This window comes from Prevotella sp. HUN102 (assembly GCF_000688375.1).
GTDB lineage: Bacteria > Bacteroidota > Bacteroidia > Bacteroidales > Bacteroidaceae > Prevotella.
Genome location: NZ_JIAF01000001.1, coordinates 349,250 through 375,555, shown reverse-complemented (window position 1 = coordinate 375,555; position 26,306 = coordinate 349,250). Strand labels below are relative to the sequence as shown.

Genomic DNA, 26,306 nt, shown 5'->3' with positions numbered 1-26,306 from the left:
TACCCCACAAAGATAAATAAAAAATACTATATTTTCATTTATTTCAAGATGAAAATTGCAGTAATCAGCCCTTTTTAGAAGGTAATTGTGATATCTGTGAGAATTTTCTTTGCCATCTTATCCCGAACTGAGGTAATCAAATTTATATGAGTCCTGAAGATTCCAAATCGAAGTGCAAAAAAGAGTAGCCCTCGCCGAGAGATGCAGACGTTCTCGAAGCGTAGCGAGAGGTTGTCTGCATCTCTCGGCGAGGAAAAAGCAACAACCGGCAATACAAATTAAAAAAGGGAGACCGAAGTCTCCCCAGGATTAACTAACTTTGTATTGTTCATGTACCATCAATTAATCTCGGAGCAAAGGTCGCAAATTTTCGCCTTACTTCAAAAGAAAACCGCAAGAAAAGATATTGCCGCCATCGTCGGCATCAGTCAGGCAACACTCTCACGTGAACTCAAACGCAACAGCACGCCCTCGGGAAAGTATATCTGGACGAAGGCGCACGACATGGCCATGCAGCGCAGAGAGAGAACGGGGACGAACTCCAAGCTCTCCGACGAATTGGTCTGGAGAATCAAGGAACATATCGTTAATGACCAATGGTCTCCAAGACAAATATCGGGGTATCTGCGTGTGACTGATGGGATAAGGGTGTCCCATCAGTCCATCTACAACATCATCCACAATGACCCTACAGGGAAACTTGCCGGGCACACAAGACATCAGATGAAATACAGGCATCACCCCAAGGGTGGGCATCTTCCTGTCAAGGACAGGGTGCGCATCCATGAGAGAAGCAAGGAAGTGGACGGGAAGAGATTTTGAGACTTTGAGATGGACCTGATTGTCGACCCTGCCCAAAGGGCCATACTCACACTGGTGGAGAAATCCACCAATATGTTGCTTATGCGGAAACTGCCATTTGGGAAGCAGTCGAAGCCTCTGGCAAAAGCAGTCAGGAGACTGCTGCTGCCATACAAGGACAGACTGAAGACCATTACCACTGACAACGGACCTGAGTTTGCCACACATAAGGATATCACGAAATGGTTGGGCGTGCCTGTGTACTTTGCAGATCCATATTGTTCATGGCAAAAGGGAGCCATTGAGAATACAAACAAGTTAATCAGGCAATATATCCCTAAAAAGGATTCCTTTGAGAACTATACGGACAAGAGGATTATGGCCATACAGAAGAAATTGAATGAAAGACCAAGGGAAAAATTAAACTTTTCCACACCAAAGTGCGAGTTCTTCAAACATGTGTTGTAATTTTGCACTTGCTGGTTGACTCTACAGTCCGAGATTTGCTTATTTGCTAAACTCAATTTGTATGCTCGTTTTCTTGGCACTTTTTCAGCTTATTTAAAAACGAAAAAGGGTGTAACTTTCAGTTGGTTTGAAAGTTACACCCTGCAAATTATTTCCGAGATAGGGAAGCGTTCTTATTTTCCTCTCAGCTTATTGAGCCATTTCAGGGGCTTCTTGATCAATGACTTGATTCCTGAATCCTGTTTTGAAGGTACGGAATATTCATCACGGATGTCGTATTTTGTACTTCTTCTTGGCTTTTCAGCATTGTCGTGAACACGGTTCTTTTTCTTATTCCTGTTCTTCGGCTTCTGTGCATTTGTGTTCTGCTTTTCGTCCTGTCGCCTTTGACTATTGTTTTTCTGCCTGTTCTCGTTGGTCTTGCTTTTACGCTCGTTTCTGTTTCTCTCACGCTGATTGCTATTTTCACGTGATGCGTTGTCAGCCTTTTCTCCGCCGTCCGTGCGCTGTTTGTCATTTTTCTGACTTCCATTCTGCTTGTTTCGAGCGTTTCTGCTGTTTCTGTCGGCATTCCTTGAAGTCCTTTCGGCATTTGCATTCTGGCTTTTTTCTGCCGAATGTTCGCCGTTGTTCTGCTCGTCAGTATTGCGCCTGTTTCCGTTTTGTCTCTGAGCATTGGGATTCTGATGGCTTCTGTTGGAGTTCTTTGCGGAATTATCGTTCCTTTCCGTGGATTGAGCCTTTGAAGAAACATCTTCGGCAGCGTTTCCCCGAGGTGCGCCGTTTCGGTTTTCGCCGGCGTTTCGGGAATCCTGTGTTCTGTTGTTTTCGCTGTTCCGACGCTTGTTGTTGTGAGATTTCTTGTCCTTATGGCTCTGGTGGTCTCTGTCTTTTCTGCGTCTGTCCTTGGCATTTCCGTTGCGCTTCGGCTTGCCCATCGGCACGTATTCAGGTCCTTCGCCCAATCCTTCGGGCAAAGCTACCTTTTCTATTTCCTTTTCAAGGAACTTTTCTATCTGCTGGAAGTAGTAGATGTCGTCGTCGGCAACGAATGTTATCGCTTTACCGTCGCGGTCGGCACGGGCTGTTCTGCCAATTCTGTGTACGTAATCTTCGGCATCGCGGGGCACATCGTAGTTGATGACCATTGTAATGTCGTCGATGTCGATACCACGAGAAATGATATCCGTGGCAACAAGAACGTCTATCTGACCACTCTTGAACTTGAACATTATTTCGTCTCGGGCTGCCTGATCGAGGTCGGAGTGCATCTCTCCACAGTTGATGTGCTTCTGATTGAGTGAGAGTGCTATTTGTTTTACCTTCTGTTTTGAGCCAGAGAAGATTATCACACGCTGCAAATCGCTGCCTTTGAAGATGTCCTTGATGATGCCGATTTTCTGCACTTCGTGGCATACGTAGGCCGTCTGATGGATTTTCTCGGCAGGCTTGCTCACGGCCAGCTTTATGACAACGGGGTCTTTTAGCAATGATTTGGCAAGGTCTTCAATCTTGTCGGGCATTGTTGCAGAGAACATAATCGTCTGACAAGACTTCGGCAGTTTGCGGGCAATGGTCATAATATCCTCAGAGAATCCCATATCGAGCATACGGTCGGCCTCGTCGAGGATGAAGAAACTTACCTTCGAGAGGTCTACATTGCCAAGAGACATGTGGGAAATGAAACGCCCCGGAGTGGCTATCACTAAATCTGCGCCTAAGGCGAGGCTCTTGAGTTCCTGATCGTATCTGTTTCCGTCGTTTCCACCATATACTGCGACGCAGGAAACGCCGTCGAGATAGTAGGAAAATCCTTGTATCGCCTGATCAATCTGCTGTGCCAGTTCTCTTGTCGGCGACATAATAAGGCAGTTGATGGCATCTTCAGGGAAACCACCGTCTGCAAGTTTGGAAAGAACGGGGAGCAGATAGGCTGCCGTCTTGCCGGTACCGGTCTGCGCAACGCCTAAAACGTCTTTACCTTCCAGTATTTTAGGGATACAGTTTTCCTGAACGGGCGTACACTCTTCGAATCGCATATCGTAGAGTGCGTCGAGTACATCGTCATTTAAATCTAAATTTTCAAATTTCATATTCTAATCTTGTTCCCTTTCATCACAAAGGGCTTTCTTTTTTTACATTAATATTAATTAGGAGCCTTCCTGTAACAGAAATAGGCTATCACGGCAAAGATGATGTTGGGAACCCAAGCCGCGAGCACGGGAGGCGTATTGGCATTTATGGCAAAGGTGGAGGAAACCGTCTGAAGCACAATGTAGCCAAAGCTCAACGCCAGTCCGATTCCGAGATACATTCCCATACCTCCCTTGCGCTTTCGCGACGATAGGGAAAGTCCGATGATGGTAAGGATAAACGATGAGAACGACATCGCTATGCGCTTGTGGTATTCAACCTCGTACTGAACAACGTTTCTTGAACCTCGGCTGGTTTGTTTTGAAATGTAGTCCAACAGTTCAGGCGAAGTGAAGGTTTCCTGCTGACCTTTGGAATAAACAAGGTCGGTGGGTTCCATAAGGATTACGGTATCTATCTGTGCGCCGCTCGTGATGTGCTCTTTCAAGCCTTTCAGCTTGCGAATCTTCCAGTTGGAGGCTTTCCAGTGATATTTGGCATCTGCCACGGTGTCGTACTGGATTTCGGTTGCCGTCATGTGGTCTACCAGCTTCTTGTTCTCAAACCTGTCCAATGAGAAACCGTAGCCTCTCTTGTATCTGTTGTCGTAGTATTGTATGTACGCAACGGTGTTGGGGCCTACTTTCTGCTGAATATTCTCGGCAGTGGTGTTTTTCTTCGAGTTGCGGTAAAGCGACTCAAAGTTCTGTCTGATAACCGTTCCGTGTGGAATTACAAAACTGTTCAGGTAATAAGTGAGGCTTGCGATGAGAACACAGGAAATCATATACGGACGCATCAGTCTGTTGAACGATATGCCGGCTGCAAGCATTGATATGATTTCGGAATTGCCCGCAAGTTTTGAAGTAAAGAAAATTACGGCTATGAAAACGAACAACGGCGAAAAGAGGTTCGAATAATAGGGGATGAAATTTGCATAGAAGTCGAAAACTATCGCTTTCCACGGTGCGTGATACTGCGTAAACTTTGATAAGTTCTCGTTGAAGTCGAAAACTATGGCAATGGAAATGATAAGTATGATAGAGAATATGTAGGTACCGATGAACTTTTTGATGATATACCAGTCCAGCGTACCGAGATATTTCTTTGGACTTAGCCAAGTAAGATGATTACCCAACCAAGTCCCTGTCTTTTTGAGCAAGGCAAACAGACTCTTAGCTTTCGATGCAAGAGCTTCATTGTTCGCGATTTGCTTTAATTTATCAAACTTCTGACTCATTGAATACCAATTAAATTCTTCTTCCCAACTGATCAATTATGGATGCTTTCCACTGAGTGAAGTCGCCTTTCTCAATGTGTTCTCTTGCATCAGTTACGAGTCTGAGATAGAATGCTATGTTGTGGATGCTCGCAATCTGCATTCCCAAGAGTTCGCCTGCCTTGAAAAGATGGTGCAGATAGGCCTTTGTGGTAATCTTGTCTATCTCGCATCCATCCGAATCAATCGGCGAAAAGTCCATTTCCCACTTCTTGTTCTTGATGTTGATAGTACCGTCGTAGGTAAAGAGCATTGCATTTCTGCCGTTACGGGTGGGCATTACGCAGTCAAACATATCTACTCCACGCTCAATTCCTTCCAGAATATTCTGAGGAGTACCTACGCCCATCAGGTATCTTGGCTTGTCTTTCGGTAGAATGGCATTCACAACCTCTATCATTTCATACATAACCTCCGTAGGTTCTCCGACTGCAAGTCCGCCGATGGCGTTTCCGTCTGCCCCCTTGTCGGCAATAAACTTGGCAGCCTCTGTGCGAAGATCTTTGTAAGTACATCCTTGAACGATAGGGAAGAGGCTCTGATTGTAGCCATACAACGGTTCGGTCTCGTTGAAACGTTTGATACAACGGTCCAGCCATCTCTGCGTCATTTCCAGACTTCGCTTTGCATAGCTGTAATCGCTCTGTCCGGGAGGACATTCATCGAATGCCATCATTATGTCAGCACCGATAACCCGTTCTGTATCCATCACGTTTTCGGGGGTAAAGATGTGCTTTGAGCCGTCGATATGGCTTCTGAACTCGCATCCTTCTTCGGACAGTTTTCTGATTCCAGTCAAAGAAAACACCTGAAAACCACCGGAATCGGTCAGTATCGGACGGTCCCAGCCATTGAATTTATGCAATCCACCGGCTGCTTTCAGTATCTCCAATCCCGGACGAAGATAGAGATGATAAGTGTTACCAAGGATAATCTGAGCTTTAACTTGATTGACAAGTTCCGAGAAATGCACACCTTTGACAGTTCCGGCAGTACCCACGGGCATAAAGATAGGTGTCTTTATCTGTCCGTGGTCAGTTGTTATGATACCTGTTCTGGCGTCGCTTGCCTTATCCGTACATTGAAGTTCAAATTTCATCCTTAGTTGTTCTTGTTTTCTTCTTCCTTAATCGAAAAGTCAATAGGGTTTTCCACCATTTCGTCTGTCAAAGCAAAATCCCAGACCTGCTGTATATTCTCAACGTAATGGAACTCAACTCCCCTGCGATATTTCTCCGGAATCTCCTCAATATCCTTTCGGTTCTCCTTACACATTATAATATCTGTGATGCCTGCACGCTTTGCTGCAAGGATTTTCTCCTTGATTCCACCCACTGGCAAAACCTTTCCGCGAAGCGTAATCTCGCCTGTCATAGCCGTATTCTTGCGCACCTTTCTTTGTGTGAGTGCCGATACGATACTGGTTGCAATCGTGATTCCCGCCGACGGACCGTCCTTTGGCGTTGCACCTTCGGGAACGTGGATATGAATGTTCCACTGGTCGAAGATCCGATAGTCCACCTTCAGCGAATCAATGTGAGCCTTTACGTATTCCAATGCAATCACAGCCGATTCCTTCATCACGTCTCCAAGATTACCAGTCAATGTAAGTTTGCCTGCCTTTCCTTTCGACAGCGAAGTCTCAATAAAGAGAATTTCTCCGCCAACGCTCGTCCAAGCCAAGCCCGTTACAACGCCTGCATAGTCGTTTCCTTGGTAGATATCGCGATAGAAAGGAGGCTTTCCGAGCAAGTCTTCCAGTTCCACCGGAGAAATCTTGTCGTATGGCAACACCTCATCAACGGCTTGTTTGTAAGCCAATTTACGGAGAGCTTTGTTTACCTGCTTCTCTAATTGGCGGACACCGCTCTCACGTGTGTAGCTCTCAATAATCTTTTCCAGAGCAGGTTTTGTGAACTTCAGCTTTGGATTTGATATGTCAAGCCCCGTGTTCGACAGTTCTTTCGGGAAAAGATGACGCTTTGCAATCTCTATTTTCTCTTCTGTAATATAGCCCGAAACCTCAATCAGTTCCATGCGGTCGAGCAGAGGTTTGGGTATCGTATTGATGTCGTTGGCTGTTGCTACAAACAGAATTTTCGACAAATCATAGTCCAAATCGAGATAATTATCGTGGAAGGCATTGTTCTGTTCAGGGTCCAACACTTCCAGAAGAGCTGAAGACGGATCGCCGTGAACCGTGTTCTGCGCAACCTTGTCTATTTCATCGAGAATGAAAACAGGGTTGGAAGAACCTGCTTTCTGAATGTTCTTAACGATTCTGCCGGGCATTGCACCGATGTATGTGCGCCGATGGCCGCGGATTTCCGATTCATCGTGAAGACCACCCAGCGACATACGCACGTACTTGCGCTTCATAGATTCTGCAATACTCTTTCCAAGACTGGTCTTTCCGACTCCCGGAGGGCCGTAAAGACACAGAATCGGCGACTTCATACTGCCTTTCAGCTTCAGCACTGCCATATATTCAAGAATGCGTTCCTTGACTTTCTCCATTCCGTAATGGTCTCGGTCGAGCACCTTCTGCGCACGTTTCAGATCCAAATCGTCCTTTGTATATTCATTCCAAGGAAGATTAACCATCGTCTGCAAATAGTTTACCTGCACGCTGTAATCAGGACTCTGAGGATTGAGCGTGTTCAGCTTGTCGAGTTCCTTTTGGAATACCTTTTCGATTTCTTCCGGCCATTTCTTCTTCTTGCTCTTTTCGATGAGTTCCTTACGCTCCGGAGCAGACTCGCCATCGCCCAATTCCTCCTGAATATTCTTGATTTGCTGATGCAGGAAATACTCACGCTGCTGTTCGTCAAGGTCTTCACGTGTCTTTGAACGGATGTTCTGGCGCAAATGCTGGAACTGTATTTCCCTGTTCAGAATCTTCATCAGACGGAACAAACGATCCTTGATGGATTCCTCTTCAAGCAGGTGCATCTTGTCGGATATACTGAACGGCATATTCGAGCACACATAATTCACGGAGACAATAGGGTTGGTAATGTTGTCCAATGCAAACTGAGAATCATCGGGAATCTCATCGCTGCCGTGAATATATTCCTTTGCCGTCAGCTTCATATCATTGACAGCCGTCGTAAATTCCTTGTCGTGCTTGTCGGCAATCTCATCCGGCATTGCTGTTGTCAATCCCATCATAAAGGGTTCGTCGGTTGTAATCTTTTCGAGTTTACAGCGACCGAGTCCCTGAAGGATAGCCGTCCGGCTTTCTCCATTCTCAATTCCGGGCATATCGAACGCACGAACGAGCCGCGCATAAATACCAGTACGGTATAAATCCTTTTCTTCAGGGATGTCCACATTGCCGTCTTTCTGACTGACAACAGCAAACACCTTACCCGGATTCTGTTCTAAAAATTTTACTAACTTGAGCGTTGCCTTTCTGCCAACGAGAACCGGCATCAATACTCCCGGAAACATTACAAGATTGCGAGTTACAAAAACTGGTATTTCTCCCTCTATCTTAACGTCCAATTCGGGGAGATCGCCTTCGTAATCGGCAAACATTTGTATAGAATTATTTTGTTTCATCAAGTTTTCAATAATAATTTGACGTGCAAAATTACAAAATTAAAATGAAAGAGGTTAATCATTGACCTATCTTTAATCTTAATAATACATAAATATAAATAGGGGAAATTTTATTTAATGTAAAATTCTTTCGTAAGATTTTCATACCAATACGACCGGCTCGAATCGTCATTCATCAAAGAAACTTCCTCTTCAGAGCAGGGCTGTGGCACTTTCGTCAATTCCAATAATATGCGTTTGGTTTTTTTGTTTGACTTTGTTTTTATGTAAACGAGCTTACTGATTGAAAATCCGTAACTTATACATTCTAATTCAATCAGGTGTTTGGCACCTGAAGGTAATACCAGCGAGAGGCATCCATCGTCTTTCAGAAGTTTGCAGGCACAGTTTATCAAGTCCTTGAAAGACAATGTTTCCGTATGCCTTGCTATCGTTTTGTTTTGTTCGTTATTTTTCAATGAATCCACGAAGTAGGGAGGATTGCTCACAATGGCATCATATCTTCCCAACTCTCCTGTTTCTTCTGCATCTTGAGCAAAACGCTGCAAGGAGGTATGGAATGCTTTAAGCCTGTGCGAAAAGCCCGAATCGGCAAAGTTTTCTTCTGCCTGAAGAGCAGCCTCTCTGTCTATTTCGATGGCATCAACCGATGAAGCGGGGTGTCTCTGCGCCATCATCAGGGCGACAAGCCCGGTTCCCGTGCCAATATCCAGTATTCTTTCTCCCCCTTTCGCCCAAGCACCCAGCAGCACACCATCGGTGCCAACCTTCATTGCGCACCTGTCCTGTCTTATCTGAAACTGCTTGAATGTAAAGTCCATTAGTTCTTCAGCTTGCGGAGAATAACTTTGTTTAACGCCTGCACCTTTCTGCCTTGCTTGGTCATTTCCTTTCTGATATGGTCTATATTGCAGAAAAGTTCGGAAAAAGCATTCTGAATGAAATTCGGCTGACACTGAATCGTGTTCTCGTCGTGATTGACAATAATCTTTATCCCACTTTTCACGAGCGAGATATTCACGTCTGCTTCTGCCTCAATCGGGTCTCCGTCATAGTGTATCACACCCTCGGATTCCCGATGAATGTGTATGCTTTTCGCCCTGAAAGTCTTTATCTTGGTGTTCTTGTTCAGCGTCTTGTTGAGCATATCGATGGCAACCTGCGGTGCCTCGAGCACATCGAAAGGCTCCATAATGATTACGTCCAGATAGCCGTCGCTCATTGATGCCTGCGGAGCTATGTAGGCATTGTTTCCGTATTGCGAGGCATTGGCAACTGAAATGAGGAAGGCCTTATACTTGTGAACACCCGTTTCATCTTCGATTTCATAAGTCTGAGGCTTGTACTTCAGCCCTTCCTCGAGCACTTTCTGCACATAGGTGATCACTCCGCGCTTGCCTGCCTCTGCAAATTTCATAGAAATGAAGGCGTCGAACCCCATACCACACGTGCAGAAGAAGGGAATATTGTTGATGATTCCGTAGTCGAGAGCCTGAACGTCGTATTGATTCAGAATCTCAATGCTTTTCCTGATGTTGAGGGGGAGGGCAAGATGTCTTGCCAAACCGTTTCCCGAGCCACAGGGCAGAATGCCCATAGCCGTATCCGTATTGACCAATGCCCGGCCAATTTCGTTTACGGTGCCGTCACCGCCAACTGCCACCACGACCTCTGTCTGCTTTTCAACGGCTTGACGGGATAATTCAGTTGCGTGTCCGGCGTATTCGGTGTATTGTATCTGACAGTCAAACTGTTCCTTGTCGATATATTTTTCAATCAATTCCGGTATGCCGTCTTTCTTCACGGCACCGGAATTCGGATTGATAATAAATACGATTTTCTTCTTCATACAAGTTGCTGCAAACTCAAACAAAACTGAACTGCAAATTTACAACTATATAAACTTTATATTAAATTTTTAATACGAAAAAAACTTTAAAATGCAGTTTTCTTCGCATTTTTGTATAATTATCGCTCAAAAGTTGTATCTTTGCAGCCAAATAAATCGTAGTTAGGTAAACTACACCTTAATTATAATGGGACAATTACAAGACAAGTACAAGAATTACCGTGAGCCGCAAAAATATATGGATGCGGGCGTGTATCCGTATTTTCGCGAAATCACGAGTAAGCAAGGAACCGAGGTTACCGATATCGACGGTCATAAGATTCTGATGTTTGGTTCGAATGCCTATACAGGCTTGCCAAACGACCCACGTGTAATCGAAGCGGGAAAGAAGGCCTTGGATAAATACGGAACTGGTTGTGCAGGTAGTCGTTTCCTGAACGGTACACTCGACTTGCACGTTCAGCTTGAAAGGGAACTGGCAGCATTTACTCAAAAGGAAGATGTTCTTTGCTTCTCAACTGGTTTTTCTGTAAATGCCGGAGTTATAGCGATGGTTGTCGGCCGTGGCGACTATATCATCTGCGACGACCGCGACCACGCAAGCATCATTGACGGCCGCCGTCTCAGCTTTGCCACCCAGTTGCACTACAAGCACAACGATATGGAAGATTTGGAGCGCGTGCTTCAGAAACTTCCACAGGAAGCCATCAAGCTGATTGTTGTAGACGGAGTTTTCTCTATGGAAGGAGACCTCGCCAAACTGCCCGAAATCATTGCCCTGAAGAAGAAGTACAACTGCTCCGTGATGGTGGACGAGGCACACGGTCTCGGCGTATTCGGAAAAGAGGGCAGGGGCGTCTGCGACCATTTCGGACTGACAGACGAGGTTGATCTCATTATGGGTACATTCTCAAAGAGCCTTGCATCCATCGGAGGATTCATTGCCGGCGACAAGGATACCATCAATTATCTCCGTCATACTTGCAGAACCTATATTTTCTCTGCGAGCAACACGCCATCGGCTACGGCTGCCGCGCTCGAGGCACTGCACATTCTTCAGAAAGAACCTGAAAGAATCCAGCGTCTTTGGGACGTTACCAACTATGCGCTGAAGCGTTTCCGTGAGGAAGGTTTCGAGATAGGAGAGACCGAAAGCCCTATCATTCCATTGTATGTTCACGATGCCTACAAAACCTTCATCATCACGATGAAAGCCTACGAAGCGGGCGTGTTCATCAATCCGGTAATTCCTCCGGCTTGTGCACCGCAAGACACCTTGGTGCGTTTTGCACTGATGGCAACCCACACAAAGGAGCAGGTGGAGCGAGGCGTTGAAATTCTCAAAGCAATTTTCAAGGAAGAAGGAATCATCAAGTAAGCATTTTCCCTGAAATGAAATATAAAATGGCTAACGCAACCAACTGCGTTAGCCATTTTCTTTTGTGTGTCAGAGTTCGTTTTTAGCCTGCAATCCAACATTTTTTAAGAACTATTTGCATCGAAAAGATTTGTTTATCTGCTTCCAATGCCTTATCTTTGCGCTGTTATACGATTAACTAACCCAAACAGAACAGATATGGCAAACAACATTAGTGAAAAAACAATCAGAATCGTGGAAGAGCTCAAGAAGCGAACTGCGAAGGAGGCCTATGTGGTGAAGTATGCCGTGGAGGAAGAAATGACACTCACGGGTACTAAATTGGGTGGAGTGCCTTATTGGGACTTGAAACAGGACTATCCGACCAACAAAAAGGGCGAAAAGCTCGTGCTGTTGGCACAGATTAATCTTGAAGAAGAGAAAACAAAAGCACCGCTTCCTGAGAAAGGCATCCTGCAGTTTTTCATAGAAGACGATGCGGAAGGTTATCTGATGGGGCTGGATTTCGACAATCTCGGCGTGCAGAACGGATATAGAGTGGTGTATCATCCCGAGGTAGACAAAACGGTTACGGAAGAAGCAGTGAAAGCTTTAGGCATAAAAACCTGCAAGGAGAGCGAAGACTTGCCTGTCTTTAAAGAATGTCCTTTCCATCTTGTATGGAAGACAACTTACCTTACGAGGGAGTACTGGGATTTGATTGGCGACGAAATACAGGACATTCTTAAAGAGGTGTATGATGAAGAGGTGGAAGATTTTGATGTAGACGAATATTTCACAGAGGAAGAACACAGCTATATGGACGAGGAACTGGGCGATGATACTACAAGCAATATGCTCGGTTATCCGTTCTTTACACAGGATGACCCACGCGATTCTGACAGTCCTTACGATACGGTATTGCTGCAACTTGATTCTGTGGACGATGAGGATGGCAATGAAATCATTATGTGGGGCGATGTAGGAGTAGGAAACTTCTTCATCAACTTGGAGGATTTGAAGCGTTGCGATTTCAGCAAAGTGCTGTATAGTTGGGATTGCTGTTGAGAATCTGAATATATTTGACAGGTTGATAAACGGGCAGACGGCTCGTATCATAGCTTCAAGCCTGCAAAGGAAAAGCAGAACTGCAACAGTTAGCTCCTATATAAGGACTGACTGACTGCCACTACATCTGCCTTAAAACAATAAAGGGGAAAGCCTGCGTGCTTTCCCCTTTATCGTTTATAGCCATCAGAGATTTAGATGATGCCTCGCAGACGGTCGTCGAACGCAGAGAGAGAGGCTTTCGCACCTTCTCCCATCGCGATTATAATCTGCTTGTAAGGCACGTTCGTAACGTCGCCGGCTGCATAGACGCCCGGAATTGAGGTGCGGCAGAACTCATCCACCTTGATTTCGTGGTGTGGAGTGAGTTCCAGAACATCCCTGAATGGGTCTGTATTGGCAGCCAGACCAATCTGAACAAACACACCGTCGAAATCGTAATCGGTTTCCACCTCAGTTGTACGGTCCTTTACCGTGAGCTGAGTGAGCTTTGTGCCGTCGCCCTTTACGTTGGTTGTCTGCGAATTTGTCTTTATCGTGAGGTTATTCAGACTTGCAGCTTTCTCCTGAAGAACGGTATCTGCCTTTGGCGTATCGCCAAATTCAAACACGGTAACGTTGCTGCAGATGCCTGCCAAGTCGATGGCTGCCTCCATTCCGGAGTTACCTCCACCGATAACGGCAACGTTCTTGCCCTTGTAGAAAGGACCGTCGCAGTGCTGACAGAAGTGAACACCGTGGCCGATATATTTAGCTTCGTCGCCCACGTTCAGACGTCGCCAGCTTGCACCTGTTGCAATGATGACTGCCGGAGCCTTGAACGTTTCGCCGCCTTTCACGCTTATGCTCTTCATCTTGCCGTCAAGCTCAACGTTCTTAATCTTACGGTGCTCGAAAAGGTCGATAGGATAGGTCTCAAGATGCTTCTTGAGGTCGGCAGCGAGCTGAACACCGTTTGTCATTGGCACGGAAATGAGATTCTGAATCCCTGTCGTGTCGTTTACCTGACCACCGATTCGCTCGGCAACTACTGCCACACGCAATCCCTTTCGGGCTGAATAGATGGCAGCCGAAGCACCGGCAGGGCCTCCTCCGAGCACGATTACGTCGTATTCGCGCTCGATGGGTTCAGCATTGTCGTCGGTTTCGCTGCCCACCATATCTTCCAGTTCCTGAAGCAGCAGCCCGAGATCGCCACGGCCAATGTGCAGCGACTCGTCGCCACAGTAGACAGCAGGCACGCCCTGTATGTTAAGGTCGCTTGCTTCTTGCTGGAATATGCTGCCGTCAATCATCTCGTGAGAGATATTGGGGTTGATAAGAGACATCAGGTTCAGTGCCTGCACCACGTCAGGACAGTTTGTACAGGTCAGCGAGACGTAAGTCTTCAGTGCAATCTTGCCCTTCAGAGCCTTAATGCGACGCTGAATGGTCTCGTCGGGGAAGTTCTTTCCCTGTCCGTCCGTGTTGAGAACGGCAAGGAGAAGCGAGGTAAACTCGTGTCCGTTTGGTATGCCTCGGAAAGTGATGCCCGTCTGCTTGCGGTCCTTTAACAGGCTGAAATGGAGCTTTGCATCGTCTTCTTCCGTATATTCTACGTTCAACTTATCAGACGTTGATGCAAAATCGTTGAGAAACTCCTGAAGCTCGCCCTTCTTTTCATCGTTGCTGCTGAACTTTGCAGCGAAGGTAATCTCCGACTTCAGCGAAGCAAAGATACCTTTTACTTGTTCTAATATGCTTTTATCTAACATTATTCTGAAAACTTTCCACTCTTTTCTTCTCAAAGGAAGAGGACTTTTGAATGTCCGAGCGGCTATGATTATCATTGGTTTTATCGGACTAACCGATTGAACACAGATGCAGAAACTGCGTCAGTCAATTCCAGATGCCGGTCGGTCATCCCTCTTTGCCAATGTTTTGGTAAATAAATTCTACGAAAAAGTCTCGTGCCATCCAGCCTTTCCCTGTGATTGCCTTGCAGCAATCGTTCCACTATTTGGGAACAGGTGAGGCGTGGAGAGCGCGAGACTATCCATAATGTTTTTGTTATTTTTCCTCTTTAGATCTTGCCAACGAGGTCGATGCTTGGCTTCAATGTCTCAGCACCTTCGTTCCATTTAGCAGGGCAAACCTCGCCCGGATGAGAAGCTACGAACTGGGCAGCCTTTACCTTGCGTACAAGTTCGTCTGCATTGCGGCCTACGCTGTTATCCTGTACTTCTGCCAACTTGATAAGTCCTTCCGGATCAACTACGAATGTGCCGCGGTAAGCAAGTCCTTCGTCTTCCTTGAACACTCCGAAGCCCTTTGCGAGAACTGCCAATGGGTCGGCAAGCATAGTGTAGTTGATTTTCTTGATACTGTCGGATGTGTCGAACCAAGCCTTGTGTACGAAGTGTGTATCGCAGCTTACTGAGAATACTTCCACACCCATCTTCTGGAGTTCGTCGTACTTTTCAGCCAAGTCTACCAACTCAGTTGGGCAAACGAATGTGAAGTCAGCCGGGTAGAAGAAGAAGATAGCCCACTTACCCTTGATGTCTTCGCTTGAAACTGTTTTGAACTCACCGTTTTGGAAAGCCTGAACCTTAAATTCAGGAACTCTTGCATTGATAATTGATTCCATAATTTTGATTTTGTTTTGGCGAATGCCATTCGGTGTCTTGTTGCTCTTAATGCTTGCAGCAGGCGATGCTTGAAGTCTACCTTATGACATTCGTATTATTAATTGTTTTATTTAATTTCTTAATTGCGATGCAAAGTTCGCCAAATAATGTAATTATTACAAATGATTAAATCTATCGCACGATAGATTCTTTCTATAATGCGCTTCAATCCCTTTGTTTTTCGGCATTCTATGCGCTCTGAATAAGTTTTCAGACGCTTTATTTTCTTACCAAAATAGTAATAAGGATTATCAATTGATTGATTTCACATTTCCTTATCCTGTTTTTCTCTGCTCCGTTTTTCATTGGTTTATTCAAGAGAATCGCATCGTTCGGATTCAGTAGTGCAACTGCCATTCTGCACTGATTTCAGCACGATTTTCATTTGTGCGAAGATTGCAGCGCATTCTTGCGAAGATTGCGCTGCGTTTTTGCGAAGAATGAATTGCAATCTTCGCACGTTTGGAAACCAATGTTTAAAGTGTTGATTTTCAATAAGATATGTGATAAAATAAATAAGTCCTATAATCGTTTGATTATGGGACTTATAATATTATGGTGGAAACTGATAATTATTTCACGAACTTCTCTTTGTTCTGAATGTAGATACCCTGTGGCAGGTTCTTTCTGTCGTATCCTACAAATCTTCCGTCGATGGTATATATTCTGTTGTCGGCTTTCGGCTTGATGTTTACAATCGGATGAGGTTCAATGCCGGTTAAAACTTTCTCGAAAGTAAAGCTGATTTCGCCCTTCTCGGTGTCTTCGGTAATATTGTAGATAGGCTTGGAAGCGAAGGTATGATAGTTCATCTTCACGCTAGTCAATGAGTCCACGTTGCTTGTTCCGGGGAAAGGGTCGCCAGCGTGATTGGCAACATAGTCCTTCTGCGTGTATTTATCATTGTAGGATGTAACCAAAATGCCATCAGCGGGAACAATGGTCATACCGGGTTTGCCTGCAATATCGTTCACGTGGTCGGACATATTCACAGCCGATTTCTCGTAGTTGATGCGATAGACAAGCATTCCGTGTCCACATTCCTTGTAGAGTTTGGTGTACCATCCTTTGTTCTGAATGTTGTGAAGCAGCAGGTATTCCTTTTCGTTCTGTGTGAGCACCTTGTATGCCTGATCGTGTGCGAGCGTAACTTTGCCGGTATTTTGTGTGAGCGTATCCACCTTTATCCAACCCATAACTTCTTTTTCCCACGGCGTGTATGGGGTAGGGGTGTATCCGGCATCGGTATATTCGCCACCATCCATCAAGTCCCAATATTCCATTGTCTGGTTGTCCACGCGTGCAGAAGCCGTATATGGATAGAAATCCGGCAGTCCCATTGTGTGTGAAAATTCGTGGCAGAACAAGCCGATACCGTTGATTGCCCTGCGAATGCTGCCATCCTCTTTCTTCAGTTTACGCGTGAAGTTCAACTCGTTGCTGATACCGTATCTTCTGATTGAAACTCCGTCGATAGTTGTTCCACTAGGAATCCAAGACGATTTTGGCCACAAATCGTTAGCTTCGTTGCCGCCCACGGCTTGAGAATAGCCAGCATAGACAATGTAAACGAGGTCTACGATGCCGTCGCCGTTGCTGTCGTAGTCGGCAAAGTTCACGCTGTCTTTGACGGCATTACAGGCTTCTCTTACCATATCACTGGCGTATATGTCTTTGACATTGCCTGAATCTTTGCCATAATAGCTTAATGGTTTAGCAAGTGTAATAGGTCCTACAAGGTCGAACTGCGGTGTAAACTGCCCGTTACTCATATCCTTGAAATACTGGCGCACGGAGCCATAATTGCGATCTTCGTAAGCTCCGAAGTTTTCCAACTTCCCTTCCTTATTCAGATATTGGTCGAAACTCTTCTTGGGATTAGAGATATGGAAGGTGGAATCGCTGAACTGAACAAGAATTGTAAGCACTTTCGGATTTCCACTATGTGGAAAGTATGCCGGAGTAGTCGTACCGATGGGGAGCGAACGGCGCGCCTTGATAGCCTTGTTTGCTGCATCGAAGAACAGATTTTGATTTTGTGCCTTTACCAACTTCCTTTCAGCCTTTGTGCGCACGTTTATGTTATGCGCCAACTGCTTGGTAGGCATCAGACTTCCGGCTCTGTCCACCTTGGCAATGTAATACCCATTGGCCGTTTGCATAACGAGTGCGCCGTCAAGAGTTGTCATCCAACTGAAATGTTCATCGCCACGAAGAATCACCATTAGCTTTGTTCCATCCGGCTGTGTAACCTCGAATGGAGTAGGATCGGCTTTGCCTGCTCTTGCAACAAGAGAAATCAGTATCAGGCAAAGTGTTATTAAACCTTTTTTCATACCTAATTTTTGAATTATTTATACGCCAGTTCGGGATAATAAATCTTAAAAAAGTTCCAGTTGTCTTTTATCTTCCAAATATACTGACAGCCCATCCGGTTTATTTTCAAAGAAACAATACGCCGCCAATGCCGAGCATAAGTTCATGATGAAATTATGTATCGACCTGTGTCTTGAATGTACAAGGTTTGCCTTGTTTTTCAATAACTCATTTATACACTCTATTATATATCTCTTTCGTAGCATGATTTTATCATACACAGGCATAAGTTTGTTTTTCATCTTTGCTTTCAGTCCGTGTACAAGATGTATTCCCTGCTCAAAGAGTCCCTCAAAGAGTTCCCGCTTGATATATCCCCTATCTGCGAATACTTTTCCATAGAGTACTTTTGTAAAAACAGACCATACCCTTCGATCTCTGTCATCCACGTTGGCAGGTGTAAGACAGAATGTTATGATCTCTCCTGTGTCATTGCAAAGCAGATGCAGTTTGAAGCCATGGCACCATCCCATTGTACCCTTTCCGCTCTTGGCAAAGCCCTCAAAAGCCCTATTGAAATATCTTCTTACATTATGGCATACAGGTATCATAGTACTATCGACAAAGCTGATTCCCGTGCATTTGCCAAAGGCGTAAAGTTTCATAAAAGTAAGCATTGTAAAGAACTCCCGAGGCATAAGTTCCACAAAGCGATTGTAGGATACTGCGGTGGGAAAACATTGGGCAAGATGAACTTTCACAAAGAACAGATAATAATGTTTGAAGTTTCGGAAAGTCCCAAAATGGCAGCATAGCAAAATGGTCATAATCTCACTTTCACACATACGCCCCTTACGGTGTCTGACATGCTTGTAGCCTTCGTCTGTGGGAGCTATTTGAAGGTTTTTATTCAATTCTGCGCCTAAATTCTTGCAAAACTCATCAATAACACAGAAAATTTCTATAACTTTGTCTTCGGTAATCATCGCTTATATTGTTTGTAATTAATTGATGTTCAACTGTAAAGTTACAAAAAATAAGCGAGATTACCAACATTTTCAACAACTTTCTTATCCCGAACTGGCGTATATATCACTGAAACCTCCGTTAAAACGATTATTCCATTCATTTATCTTTTCTTTTGGTATATTGCCTAATACCAGTTCCCCTTTTGATAGCCAAAAAGAAGAATTTAATCCTCCTGTATGTTCAGGGAAATCTATTTGCTTATAATCAACTGGAATATTGAATATAGTAGAGCCGTATTTTCTAAGATGACTTCTTGGGATAAAGATACCCTTAAAAAATATTTCATCATCTTTTAATTCCTCTTCTTTTGAAATTTGTGAGTAAACATTAACCAAATAGCACGATGCATAAAAAGAAAAATAATTGTAAGGATCTATTTCTTTTTTCCCTTTTGTTATAAATTGTGAGTCAAACAGTACATGTACCCACATATACATATCATTTAATAATTTTACTCTTACTAAATCTCCAATTTTTATTTTTGCCATTGTATAATTAAATAATTAATTAACGTGAGTTCGATGAATTATAAGTTCTTGTAAATTTGGCAATTAGCGAAATTTGTTGTAACTTTATAGTGCTAAAATACAAAGAATTACAAACAAAAATCGCTATGCTTACCGAGGGCAAAGTTACAGAAAAACGTTGGAATAATCAACTGAAATCGGAATAATAGTGCATTTTTCACTGACTATAAATGCATTACACAGAAAACCTCGGAAATACGGGAAATAGCAATTTAGCAAAGAAACGCAAGGTAATGAAATAGAACGGTCTCAAAATAGTAGAACTTCTATTTTCGATTTGAATATCAGATGGTTACCTTTGAACGGAAAAGATGAAGGTAACACTTTAGAAACGAGAGGACTTACATATTCCTACACATTTCTCACCAAATCAAAGAACGCTCATCGTGAGTGCAAAGGTACAAAACTAATATGACATAACCAAATCTTATTTGTTAATTCTGGTTTGTTAATTGGATTTCATTTGTTAATCCGACATCCGCATAAAGCCCCATTTTACGCTACTATTATCACTTTTTGTTTGTGAATTTCGTTTGTTTGATTTGTTAATCCGACTTTGCCATTACCCAATATTTTCTATCAATGACTTTAATGATACCCTTTTTCTTAAGCGAAGATAGAAGATTGGTGACCTTGTCAAATTTCTGTTGCTTGGAAAGCGTTTCTGGCAGTTTGTTTTCCAATAATGCAGTTAACTCCTGACGAGTGGCTTTTCCAAAATTGGTAATATAGTCAATGATGAGTTTTTTGAAATAATCGTCATCAAAACTTTTGTTTTTGATATAAGATGTCTTTAATCCCACATGTTTAGATTGCTTAACAACAGAGAAGGCCAAATAAACATTTGGCTTTCTGCCTTCCACATATTTCTTTCTCCTAAGATATGCAAGGGAGTCTTCTGAAACATGCTCATGCTTTTGTACTTTATCTAATAAGATAATATCCGCCAAAGTCAAATTGGGATTGTTGACCAGTATTTTGGCAAAGTTCTCGTCCAACACTCTTCCCTCTATCTCACAAATTACCGTCTGTCCGCCTAAGTCATACTTTGGCATTGGAAAGAAACGCTTCTTTTGCTGCATATAGAGTTTGCGAATACCACCGCCCTCTGTCTCCACCATTTTCACGTTACGCATGGCTTCCACCAAAAACTTGTTTCGGTATCTTGATTCCGGAAAGTCATTCTCGACCACAGACTCAACGGACAATGGTAGGAATGTACCATAATTCTTAAAACGCAGACGTTCATCTTCATATTCAACTACCTCTATTCTCGCAGACAGGCTATAATCCTGATGTGCAATGGCATTACATAAAGGCTCTCTAATGGTGAAAACATCGTAGCGCAATAAGGTGTCAGGGAACATGTTTCCCTCTATCGTATAAGTGTATGTGGCATTCTTTATTTTCCCCGCAACCTCATCTACCGCGAGTATCATGGGAATAGAGAATATACCAAACTCTTCATTCTCGTCTGTCCCATTCTTTTTGCGCATCCATCTGATCTTGCAAACGGCAGGCGAAAGGAAGTGCTCACTTTCCTCTCTGCCTAAAAGAATGATTGTTGAATTTGTGATTTGTCCCTTTATCGTAAGTTTCGCTTTGTTCAAGAATGTTGCATCGTCCCACGCTTTTATTTCTGTTTCTCTTTCAGGATGCAATTCAATGAATTTCTCCCTGGCTTTGGCAACCGCACGAGGATCAAGGTCATCAATAGTTGCATCATGGATAATCTGTGAAGACCAGTCCTTTTCCACTTCGTCCAGCTCGTCCAAGATTGCATTCCTGCGAGAATCCGTCAACTCTATTAACGAGTCATCCAGCCTCTGCCATGCCTTGTTATGCGCATAAACGGGTTGTCTCTTCATGTGTCTTGGCACATGGATGACCCATACTGTTTTATGAGTATCATCTGTAATAAATTCCTCTACAAGCAGCCCCTCTGAAGGTAGATTGGCACATTGATCAATTAAGCGTAGCCGTGCTTTTTGCACATCGTAGTTGTAGGTATCCGTCCCAACAATCCTCAACGTTTTGTCCTCGACACCAACAACCAGATGCCCACCCTCCATGTTAGCCAATGCAGACACGTAGGAGATGACATCATCCTTCTCATGACCGCTGAAGTCATTCTTCAAGTTCTTGAATTCCTTCCACTCGCAACCCTCATCCTCTTTGGGGTATTGCTTAATGAGATATTGTTGTAATGTTTGTTCTGTCATACTTTGTACGTTTGTTAATCCGACTTATATATAACGCTTGTTGCCTGCTAAATATGATTCCTTCGTTTGTTAATTCTCAGGAATCGCTTGTTAATCCGAAGAACATTTGTGTGATTTATACATCATCTCATACCTCGGAGAAGAATAGTCAATATACATATCAAACTCTGCTATACCTTTTGCCTTGGCAATCTTATGCAAGCGTTCTTTATTCTCATTGGAAATATGTACTCCATAATAAATTGCCGTAGGTTTGTAATTGATGGATGTGATATTTTCCACTAAATAGTTTCTTGTAGAATAGTCTACAAGACGCCACTCATTTTCATACTCCCATTGCCTTGATTTATGCAAAACACATTTTGTGTGAGAAAGGACGTCTGGATTTGGTGCACAAATGCCAAACATTTTCAAAAAAGCCCATGCCATGTATTGAGAAGCATCGTAACGTATATCATCATATATTACAGGATATAGCCCAACCCCCTCTTTTATTCCTTTTGTTAGTGTTGGACGCATTTCGTATTCTAGTGCAAATCCTTTATGATAATCAGCATAATGACTCCACATTGTTATAGACTGTACTGACTCGCAAAAGCATGCAATAGAAACAAACCGTTTACTTGCATCTGCTAAAAGAGGGTATAAGAAATCTATTGTTTGCACCATTTGGCTTTTATAAGTAGCAAGAAAATCTTTCTTTTCTTCAAAGTCTGTTGCTAATATTTGCTCTTTTATCTTCTCTACCATGCCCTTAGGAAATGAATCTTTCACATTGTTTGTGAAATCATTTCCTTCTTCAAGATATTTTTTCAACTGAACAAGGGTATTTGTTTCCAATAAGGCATTCACGTAATTTTTTATACCATCAAGATCATACCTAACTAGCGTATCATAGGGATCGTTAAACAGGTCAGCAGATACTGCATAAATAGTATCTTTTTGAAATGCATCTATTTGCTTCTCAGTGCAAGACCTATAACGAAATAGACTCTGGGGCATCATCTGTGTTAACGCGTCACTAATAGGCAACACGCTATCATAAAGGACTTTAGGGTCTGTACCTTCTTGTATTTGGATTCCTTCAAGCCGTTTTGCAAATTCTTCTCGATTCATCGTACATGTTAATATTCAACTTTAATATCTTTGTCCATACAACTTCAAAACATTATTCATAGTAATAAGTTCACCATGACGCATATTTTGGAAGATGTTCACCCACTCGTTACCAAGTGATACAAACTCACCCAGTTTTAGACACATCTTGCCATCCTCGATGGTTAATCTTGATATTTTATAATAGCCGTCAATATCACCGCCTACCATCGGAAGGAGGTAAACTGCTTCGAGGATGTTCACCTTTGGCAAGGTCTCCATCACATACTTCTTTGCCTTATGGGCAAAGAATGTCTGGTAATCTGCATCCGTTTTTCTGACAGTGACAGTAAACACATTCTTTGATTCAACAGACTTTGGCCGAGTGTCAATATAATACAAACCTCTCTGCGGCACACTCACTTCAAGTTGCTCAATGATACTTTCATCAAGGAGTACTTTGCGGAGATGGTTTTCTAAGAGCAATCCGCTTTCCTCGTTTGGCAGCAATGGATATGCACCGATATTTACTTCTTCAATGGATTTCAGAAAGTATGGCAACTGGTCATCGTGATCCTGCAATTGCTCCAATAGTCGGTGTTCGTCCATACGCCCAGGAAAGAGGATATATCCACCGATGATTTCTTTCGAGAAACGATGCTCACCACGCTTACCATAATAGATGGCATCACGGTAGTGGTGCATTGCGTTGATGGTCTCAGGCTTTGGCTCATCTTGTACGTTGCCCAAAGTTGCGTCATCATCGCCACGGACACTATATTTTGCATCATAGAGATATGTCAATGTAATATCGCGGTTCTTCTTGTGAATGTGCATCACAATATCGGGCTTCTGCTCAGTCGTGGCAGAACGCATCTCATGTTCATCGCCTTTCCTATCAAACGAATACTGATACCCCACCTCCACCAAATCGCCATTTTCCAGATTAGTGTAAGTGATGTTCCCACTAAGTGTGCCGCCATTAAACAAGTCAAAGGCATTCTGCGTGTCTTCGTGAACATACTTTTCAAGATGTTCTTTGTTGTGGACATCTATATTCAACACCTTGCAGACAAGCTGCTTCAGCTTTAGGAAGCACCACAATTCATAGAGCCGCCAGATGGGCTGCACACCTACGCTTGTATCACCTTGTATCAGGTCGAGGCCGTTTTGTAGCATAATCCAATAGCGATAAACCTGCGAGTAGCCGCTGCGCTGCTGGAGTACCATGCTCTGCTGACGGAACCCATCAAAGTGTCCGATGCTATTGAAGAACGAGTTTCGCCGAAGCATTTCCAGTTCCTTCTGCTTCTCCTTCAGGTTCTCTATCTCGCTATCCGATGTTCCATCTCCAAGCCTTTGTATTAACAGCGAAAGACGCTCAGTGATGCGTTGGAGCGTATATTTCACGAAGCGGTTCTCCCTTGTATCCAAAGTCGCTTCCGTTTGCTCCGTCCTATAATATTTCCTTAATGCCTGTTCTTCATCATTCAGACGGTCATTGCTGAATCTTTCTGCCAACATAGGTGTCCAGCCTTTGATGCGCTCGGCTCTTCGGTATTCCTCATATTGGCGCATCTTGTTATGTGGCTTATGAATGATGAAACGAACCGCCTGCACATAACTATCCACAATCTGCTTGAACACCGACAGCCAAATCAGTTCGTTATTAGCTTCACGCCCCATCTCAAACTGCTGAAAGGTCAGTGTAAGATAGCGGAAAACCAAGTCACCATATTCTGCCCTTATCTGCTGAATGATAATGTCAAGGTCGTGTTTCGTATCGAGTTTAGGCGAAAGCACGTCGAACTCTATCTTGTGTCGTATGTGCTCGTTGGCGGTATTTTTGTAGGCGAACTCCAAGGCAAAGTGACCTGGCTGGTTCAAGAAGTCAAGACTGCTACTGACGATGTACTCACCCGATGCCGTCTGAACAGTGTTGAACATCGCCTCCACCTCTTTGTTGGGATGAATGATGCGCGGTTCCTCTGCAGCATCAAAAAACGTCAGTGTGAGGTTATACTTGTGGTCTTCAAAGAAGACTGGTCGGGCCTCGTGCCAGTCAGCCTCAGCCACCTCCTCCATCGCTTTGCTGTCTGCATTATACGCTCTCAGCGTACCGCCACTCGCCATCACATAATTGCAATACCGCTCTGGTGGAAGTTGCTTAGTTCTCACCTTGAACTTCCGCCACGACAAACATATATCCGTGCTACTGGCTTGGATGGTGTAGGCATCGTGATATTTGTATTGCAATAGTTCCATACGATATTAGAAGAAGTTGGTATAATAGTTCGCCAGCTTGTCATCCATCTCCTTTAACTTCCGAAGGACTTGGTTGTACAGCGAGTTCGCATCAGTATCTTCTTCGGGTTTAAAATGGCTTTCCACGAAAGTCTTCAAATCCTTCAGCACATTGCTTTTGCCATTCTGCGTTTCCAACTGCTTCTGCTCACCCTGCACACGGGGCAGCACCTTTTCCAACAGAATAGCCAGTGTGGCTTCGCCTATCGGTCCTTCTATCTGGTCTGGCTGAGGGAAGTTGGCACGCTCTATCAGCGTACTCAGATAAAGCACCAACTCATTCTGCACACGATAGCTGACACGGAACGGCGTTTCATTCAGTATGCCGTTGATGCTATCCGCCTCGGCAGTACCATCGGAATTACCCAACAATTCTGGGATGCGAGTAGAAATCACATCCCTATATTTTGCAAACCGCGCATCGGCCAGCACTTCGTATGCTCTTACAAATTCAGCCTTGAACGCTTCAAGGGGTATTGGCTCTTCCCTGTATTCCAGCAGCATCTTGCTCTCTGGCGAGAACATTTCCGACATCTTACCACCATTCATTTCAATGGTAAAAGCACGGTCAATTACTTTCCGTGAGAACTGATGCGTGGTATCGTCCATATTCACCGTACCTATCACGAAGAGGTTGTCGGGCAGTGACAGTCCATTCTCTTTCAAGTATGTAATGATTTCTGCGTCCTTTTCAGAATACAAGAGCTCCATCTTGTACTGCTTGTCGCCCTCAATGATGTCACCATCTTCCTTCACCAATACTTTCTTCTGCAACTCGCAGTTGCTAAAACGGTCTTTGCTCAACAGATATTGGGTTAATATCTCGTTTCCGACTTTCTTCCTTGTTTCCAATATGCTTAGAAACTCAGCGAAATACTGCTCCACTGGTGCCAGATTCATCTCGTCCAGACAAAGGAAGAATGGCACATCTTTATTCTGCGATGCTTTATATGCAAAGCGAATAAAGTCCGTCAATTCATATTTACCAGACAAAGCACTATAATATCCCAACAGTTCCGTTGAGTCATGCCAGTTAGGTTTCACCTCTACGAGACAATAATTCCCTGGTGTGGTTCCACCTTCATTCCGCAGTTCACCATCGGGGCAAGTCATAAATGCCAATTCCTGAACTTTCTGGCTTTTGCCTGTACCGGAGATGCCTGCAAGAAGAAGAAAGGGCTTAGTGCGGAGTGCGGTTATATACAGTAAGTCCTTTATGCCAATCTTTGATTTTTCGCTACTTAATGATGCTTCAACACTTTGCTTTATTGTATCATAATTAATAATCTTCCCAATTTCATGTGGTATGCTTGGAACCCATATTAAATGTTTTACGCGTTTGATTTTGCAAGAATAGAATTCCTTCGTGTGAGCAAATATAGCCTCCATTGTAGACCGAACATTCCCACTTCCATTTAGTACATTGTCAAACTTAAAAGGGATGTTTTCTTTGATATTTGCAACCAACGAGTTGAGAATATCCGTGGTCATACTCGCATTTTTTTCCGAGCCATCAGCATTAACACGAGCAATTTCAACTTTGGAGTTTTCTTTATCTACATAAATAAGTTTGGCTTTACTATCTCCACCACTGACATAGTTGAAATCAGTATTAACAGGGAGTT

17 protein-coding genes and 1 pseudogene are annotated in these 26,306 nt (G+C 43.8%); 3 read left to right on the top strand and 15 right to left on the bottom strand.

Annotated elements, in window-relative coordinates; genetic code table 11:
• Positions 1-330 precede the first annotated feature (330 nt).
• A pseudogene (locus tag P150_RS15660) lies at positions 331-1,269 on the top strand (IS30 family transposase).
• A gap of 173 nt (positions 1,270-1,442) precedes the next feature.
• Here the strand turns inward: P150_RS15660 and P150_RS0101710 are convergent.
• The 6 genes from P150_RS0101710 to P150_RS0101685 form a co-directional block, all read right to left on the bottom strand.
• Complete coding sequence (locus tag P150_RS0101710) at positions 1,443-3,362, bottom strand: DEAD/DEAH box helicase (RefSeq protein ID WP_028896217.1); 1,920 nt, start codon at positions 3,360-3,362, stop codon at positions 1,443-1,445.
• Positions 3,363-3,415: 53 nt separating this feature from the next.
• Positions 3,416-4,642 carry an LptF/LptG family permease gene (locus P150_RS0101705; RefSeq protein ID WP_028896216.1) on the bottom strand — a complete coding sequence of 409 codons (1,227 nt, stop codon included), beginning with the start codon at positions 4,640-4,642 and terminating at the stop codon, positions 3,416-3,418.
• A 10-nt stretch (positions 4,643-4,652) separates the two neighbouring features.
• The gene (tgt, locus tag P150_RS0101700; protein ID WP_028896215.1) at positions 4,653-5,780 is read right to left on the bottom strand and encodes a tRNA guanosine(34) transglycosylase Tgt; all 1,128 of its coding nucleotides are present in this window, start codon (positions 5,778-5,780) and stop codon (positions 4,653-4,655) included.
• A 2-nt stretch (positions 5,781-5,782) separates the two neighbouring features.
• A complete protein-coding gene (lon, locus tag P150_RS0101695; protein ID WP_028896214.1) occupies positions 5,783-8,245 on the bottom strand; it encodes an endopeptidase La in 2,463 nt (820 codons plus the stop codon).
• A 110-nt stretch (positions 8,246-8,355) separates the two neighbouring features.
• On the bottom strand, positions 8,356-9,066 hold the full coding sequence (locus P150_RS0101690; RefSeq protein ID WP_028896213.1) for a tRNA1(Val) (adenine(37)-N6)-methyltransferase: 711 nt from the start codon (positions 9,064-9,066) through the stop codon (positions 8,356-8,358).
• The gene (locus P150_RS0101685) at positions 9,066-10,094 is read right to left on the bottom strand and encodes a diacylglycerol kinase family protein (RefSeq protein ID WP_028896212.1); all 1,029 of its coding nucleotides are present in this window, start codon (positions 10,092-10,094) and stop codon (positions 9,066-9,068) included. The genes P150_RS0101690 and P150_RS0101685 overlap by 1 nt, the downstream gene beginning before the upstream one ends.
• 187 nt (positions 10,095-10,281) lie before the next feature.
• Between P150_RS0101685 and P150_RS0101680 the strand changes: the two genes are divergently transcribed.
• Together P150_RS0101680 and P150_RS0101675 are read left to right on the top strand one after the other, a co-directional pair.
• On the top strand, positions 10,282-11,472 hold the full coding sequence (locus tag P150_RS0101680; RefSeq protein WP_028896211.1) for an aminotransferase class I/II-fold pyridoxal phosphate-dependent enzyme: 1,191 nt from the start codon (positions 10,282-10,284) through the stop codon (positions 11,470-11,472).
• A gap of 198 nt (positions 11,473-11,670) precedes the next feature.
• Entirely contained in the window at positions 11,671-12,519 is an 849-nt protein-coding gene (locus tag P150_RS0101675) for a YwqG family protein (RefSeq protein ID WP_028896210.1), read from the top strand.
• A 194-nt stretch (positions 12,520-12,713) separates the two neighbouring features.
• On the opposite strand, the gene ahpF is transcribed toward P150_RS0101675, so the two are convergent.
• The 9 genes from ahpF to P150_RS16775 form a co-directional block, all read right to left on the bottom strand.
• On the bottom strand, positions 12,714-14,273 hold the full coding sequence (gene ahpF, locus P150_RS0101670) for an alkyl hydroperoxide reductase subunit F (protein ID WP_028896209.1): 1,560 nt from the start codon (positions 14,271-14,273) through the stop codon (positions 12,714-12,716).
• A 308-nt stretch (positions 14,274-14,581) separates the two neighbouring features.
• Positions 14,582-15,148, bottom strand: coding sequence for an alkyl hydroperoxide reductase subunit C (gene ahpC, locus P150_RS0101665; protein ID WP_028896208.1), 567 nt, complete (start codon positions 15,146-15,148; stop codon positions 14,582-14,584).
• A 612-nt stretch (positions 15,149-15,760) separates the two neighbouring features.
• A complete protein-coding gene (locus tag P150_RS0101655; RefSeq protein WP_028896207.1) occupies positions 15,761-17,524 on the bottom strand; it encodes a M6 family metalloprotease domain-containing protein in 1,764 nt (587 codons plus the stop codon).
• A gap of 45 nt (positions 17,525-17,569) precedes the next feature.
• Positions 17,570-18,490, bottom strand: a complete 921-nt coding sequence (locus P150_RS0101650) for an IS982 family transposase (RefSeq protein WP_028896206.1) — start codon at positions 18,488-18,490, stop codon at positions 17,570-17,572.
• Between the two features lie 84 nt (positions 18,491-18,574).
• The gene (locus P150_RS0101645) at positions 18,575-19,021 is read right to left on the bottom strand and encodes a hypothetical protein (RefSeq protein WP_028896205.1); all 447 of its coding nucleotides are present in this window, start codon (positions 19,019-19,021) and stop codon (positions 18,575-18,577) included.
• Positions 19,022-19,605: 584 nt separating this feature from the next.
• Entirely contained in the window at positions 19,606-21,282 is a 1,677-nt protein-coding gene (locus P150_RS0101640; RefSeq protein WP_028896204.1) for an RNA-binding domain-containing protein, read from the bottom strand.
• A 90-nt stretch (positions 21,283-21,372) separates the two neighbouring features.
• Positions 21,373-22,398 carry a DUF2971 domain-containing protein gene (locus tag P150_RS17335; RefSeq protein ID WP_028896203.1) on the bottom strand — a complete coding sequence of 342 codons (1,026 nt, stop codon included), beginning with the start codon at positions 22,396-22,398 and terminating at the stop codon, positions 21,373-21,375.
• Between the two features lie 21 nt (positions 22,399-22,419).
• Positions 22,420-24,642, bottom strand: coding sequence for a DUF2357 domain-containing protein (locus P150_RS0101630; protein WP_081819252.1), 2,223 nt, complete (start codon positions 24,640-24,642; stop codon positions 22,420-22,422).
• 6 nt (positions 24,643-24,648) lie between these two features.
• Positions 24,649-25,794 carry an McrB family protein gene (locus P150_RS16775; RefSeq protein WP_155952890.1) on the bottom strand — a complete coding sequence of 382 codons (1,146 nt, stop codon included), beginning with the start codon at positions 25,792-25,794 and terminating at the stop codon, positions 24,649-24,651.
• Positions 25,795-26,306: the final 512 nt, after the last annotated feature.

What these genes read in the sequence shown, in the direction of transcription:
- P150_RS0101710 (WP_028896217.1), bottom strand. Translation starts at nt 3,362, where the DNA reads ATGAAATTTGAAAATTTAGATTTAAATGACGATGTACTCGACGCACTC.
- P150_RS0101705 (WP_028896216.1), bottom strand. Translation starts at nt 4,642, where the DNA reads ATGAGTCAGAAGTTTGATAAATTAAAGCAAATCGCGAACAATGAAGCT.
- tgt (WP_028896215.1), bottom strand. Translation starts at nt 5,780, where the DNA reads ATGAAATTTGAACTTCAATGTACGGATAAGGCAAGCGACGCCAGAACA.
- lon (WP_028896214.1), bottom strand. Translation starts at nt 8,245, where the DNA reads ATGAAACAAAATAATTCTATACAAATGTTTGCCGATTACGAAGGCGAT.
- P150_RS0101690 (WP_028896213.1), bottom strand. Translation starts at nt 9,066, where the DNA reads ATGGACTTTACATTCAAGCAGTTTCAGATAAGACAGGACAGGTGCGCA.
- P150_RS0101685 (WP_028896212.1), bottom strand. Translation starts at nt 10,094, where the DNA reads ATGAAGAAGAAAATCGTATTTATTATCAATCCGAATTCCGGTGCCGTG.
- P150_RS0101680 (WP_028896211.1), top strand. Translation starts at nt 10,282, where the DNA reads ATGGGACAATTACAAGACAAGTACAAGAATTACCGTGAGCCGCAAAAA.
- P150_RS0101675 (WP_028896210.1), top strand. Translation starts at nt 11,671, where the DNA reads ATGGCAAACAACATTAGTGAAAAAACAATCAGAATCGTGGAAGAGCTC.
- ahpF (WP_028896209.1), bottom strand. Translation starts at nt 14,273, where the DNA reads ATGTTAGATAAAAGCATATTAGAACAAGTAAAAGGTATCTTTGCTTCG.
- ahpC (WP_028896208.1), bottom strand. Translation starts at nt 15,148, where the DNA reads ATGGAATCAATTATCAATGCAAGAGTTCCTGAATTTAAGGTTCAGGCT.
- P150_RS0101655 (WP_028896207.1), bottom strand. Translation starts at nt 17,524, where the DNA reads ATGAAAAAAGGTTTAATAACACTTTGCCTGATACTGATTTCTCTTGTT.
- P150_RS0101650 (WP_028896206.1), bottom strand. Translation starts at nt 18,490, where the DNA reads ATGATTACCGAAGACAAAGTTATAGAAATTTTCTGTGTTATTGATGAG.
- P150_RS0101645 (WP_028896205.1), bottom strand. Translation starts at nt 19,021, where the DNA reads ATGGCAAAAATAAAAATTGGAGATTTAGTAAGAGTAAAATTATTAAAT.
- P150_RS0101640 (WP_028896204.1), bottom strand. Translation starts at nt 21,282, where the DNA reads ATGACAGAACAAACATTACAACAATATCTCATTAAGCAATACCCCAAA.
- P150_RS17335 (WP_028896203.1), bottom strand. Translation starts at nt 22,398, where the DNA reads ATGAATCGAGAAGAATTTGCAAAACGGCTTGAAGGAATCCAAATACAA.
- P150_RS0101630 (WP_081819252.1), bottom strand. Translation starts at nt 24,642, where the DNA reads ATGGAACTATTGCAATACAAATATCACGATGCCTACACCATCCAAGCC.
- P150_RS16775 (WP_155952890.1), bottom strand. Translation starts at nt 25,794, where the DNA reads ATGACTTGCCCCGATGGTGAACTGCGGAATGAAGGTGGAACCACACCA.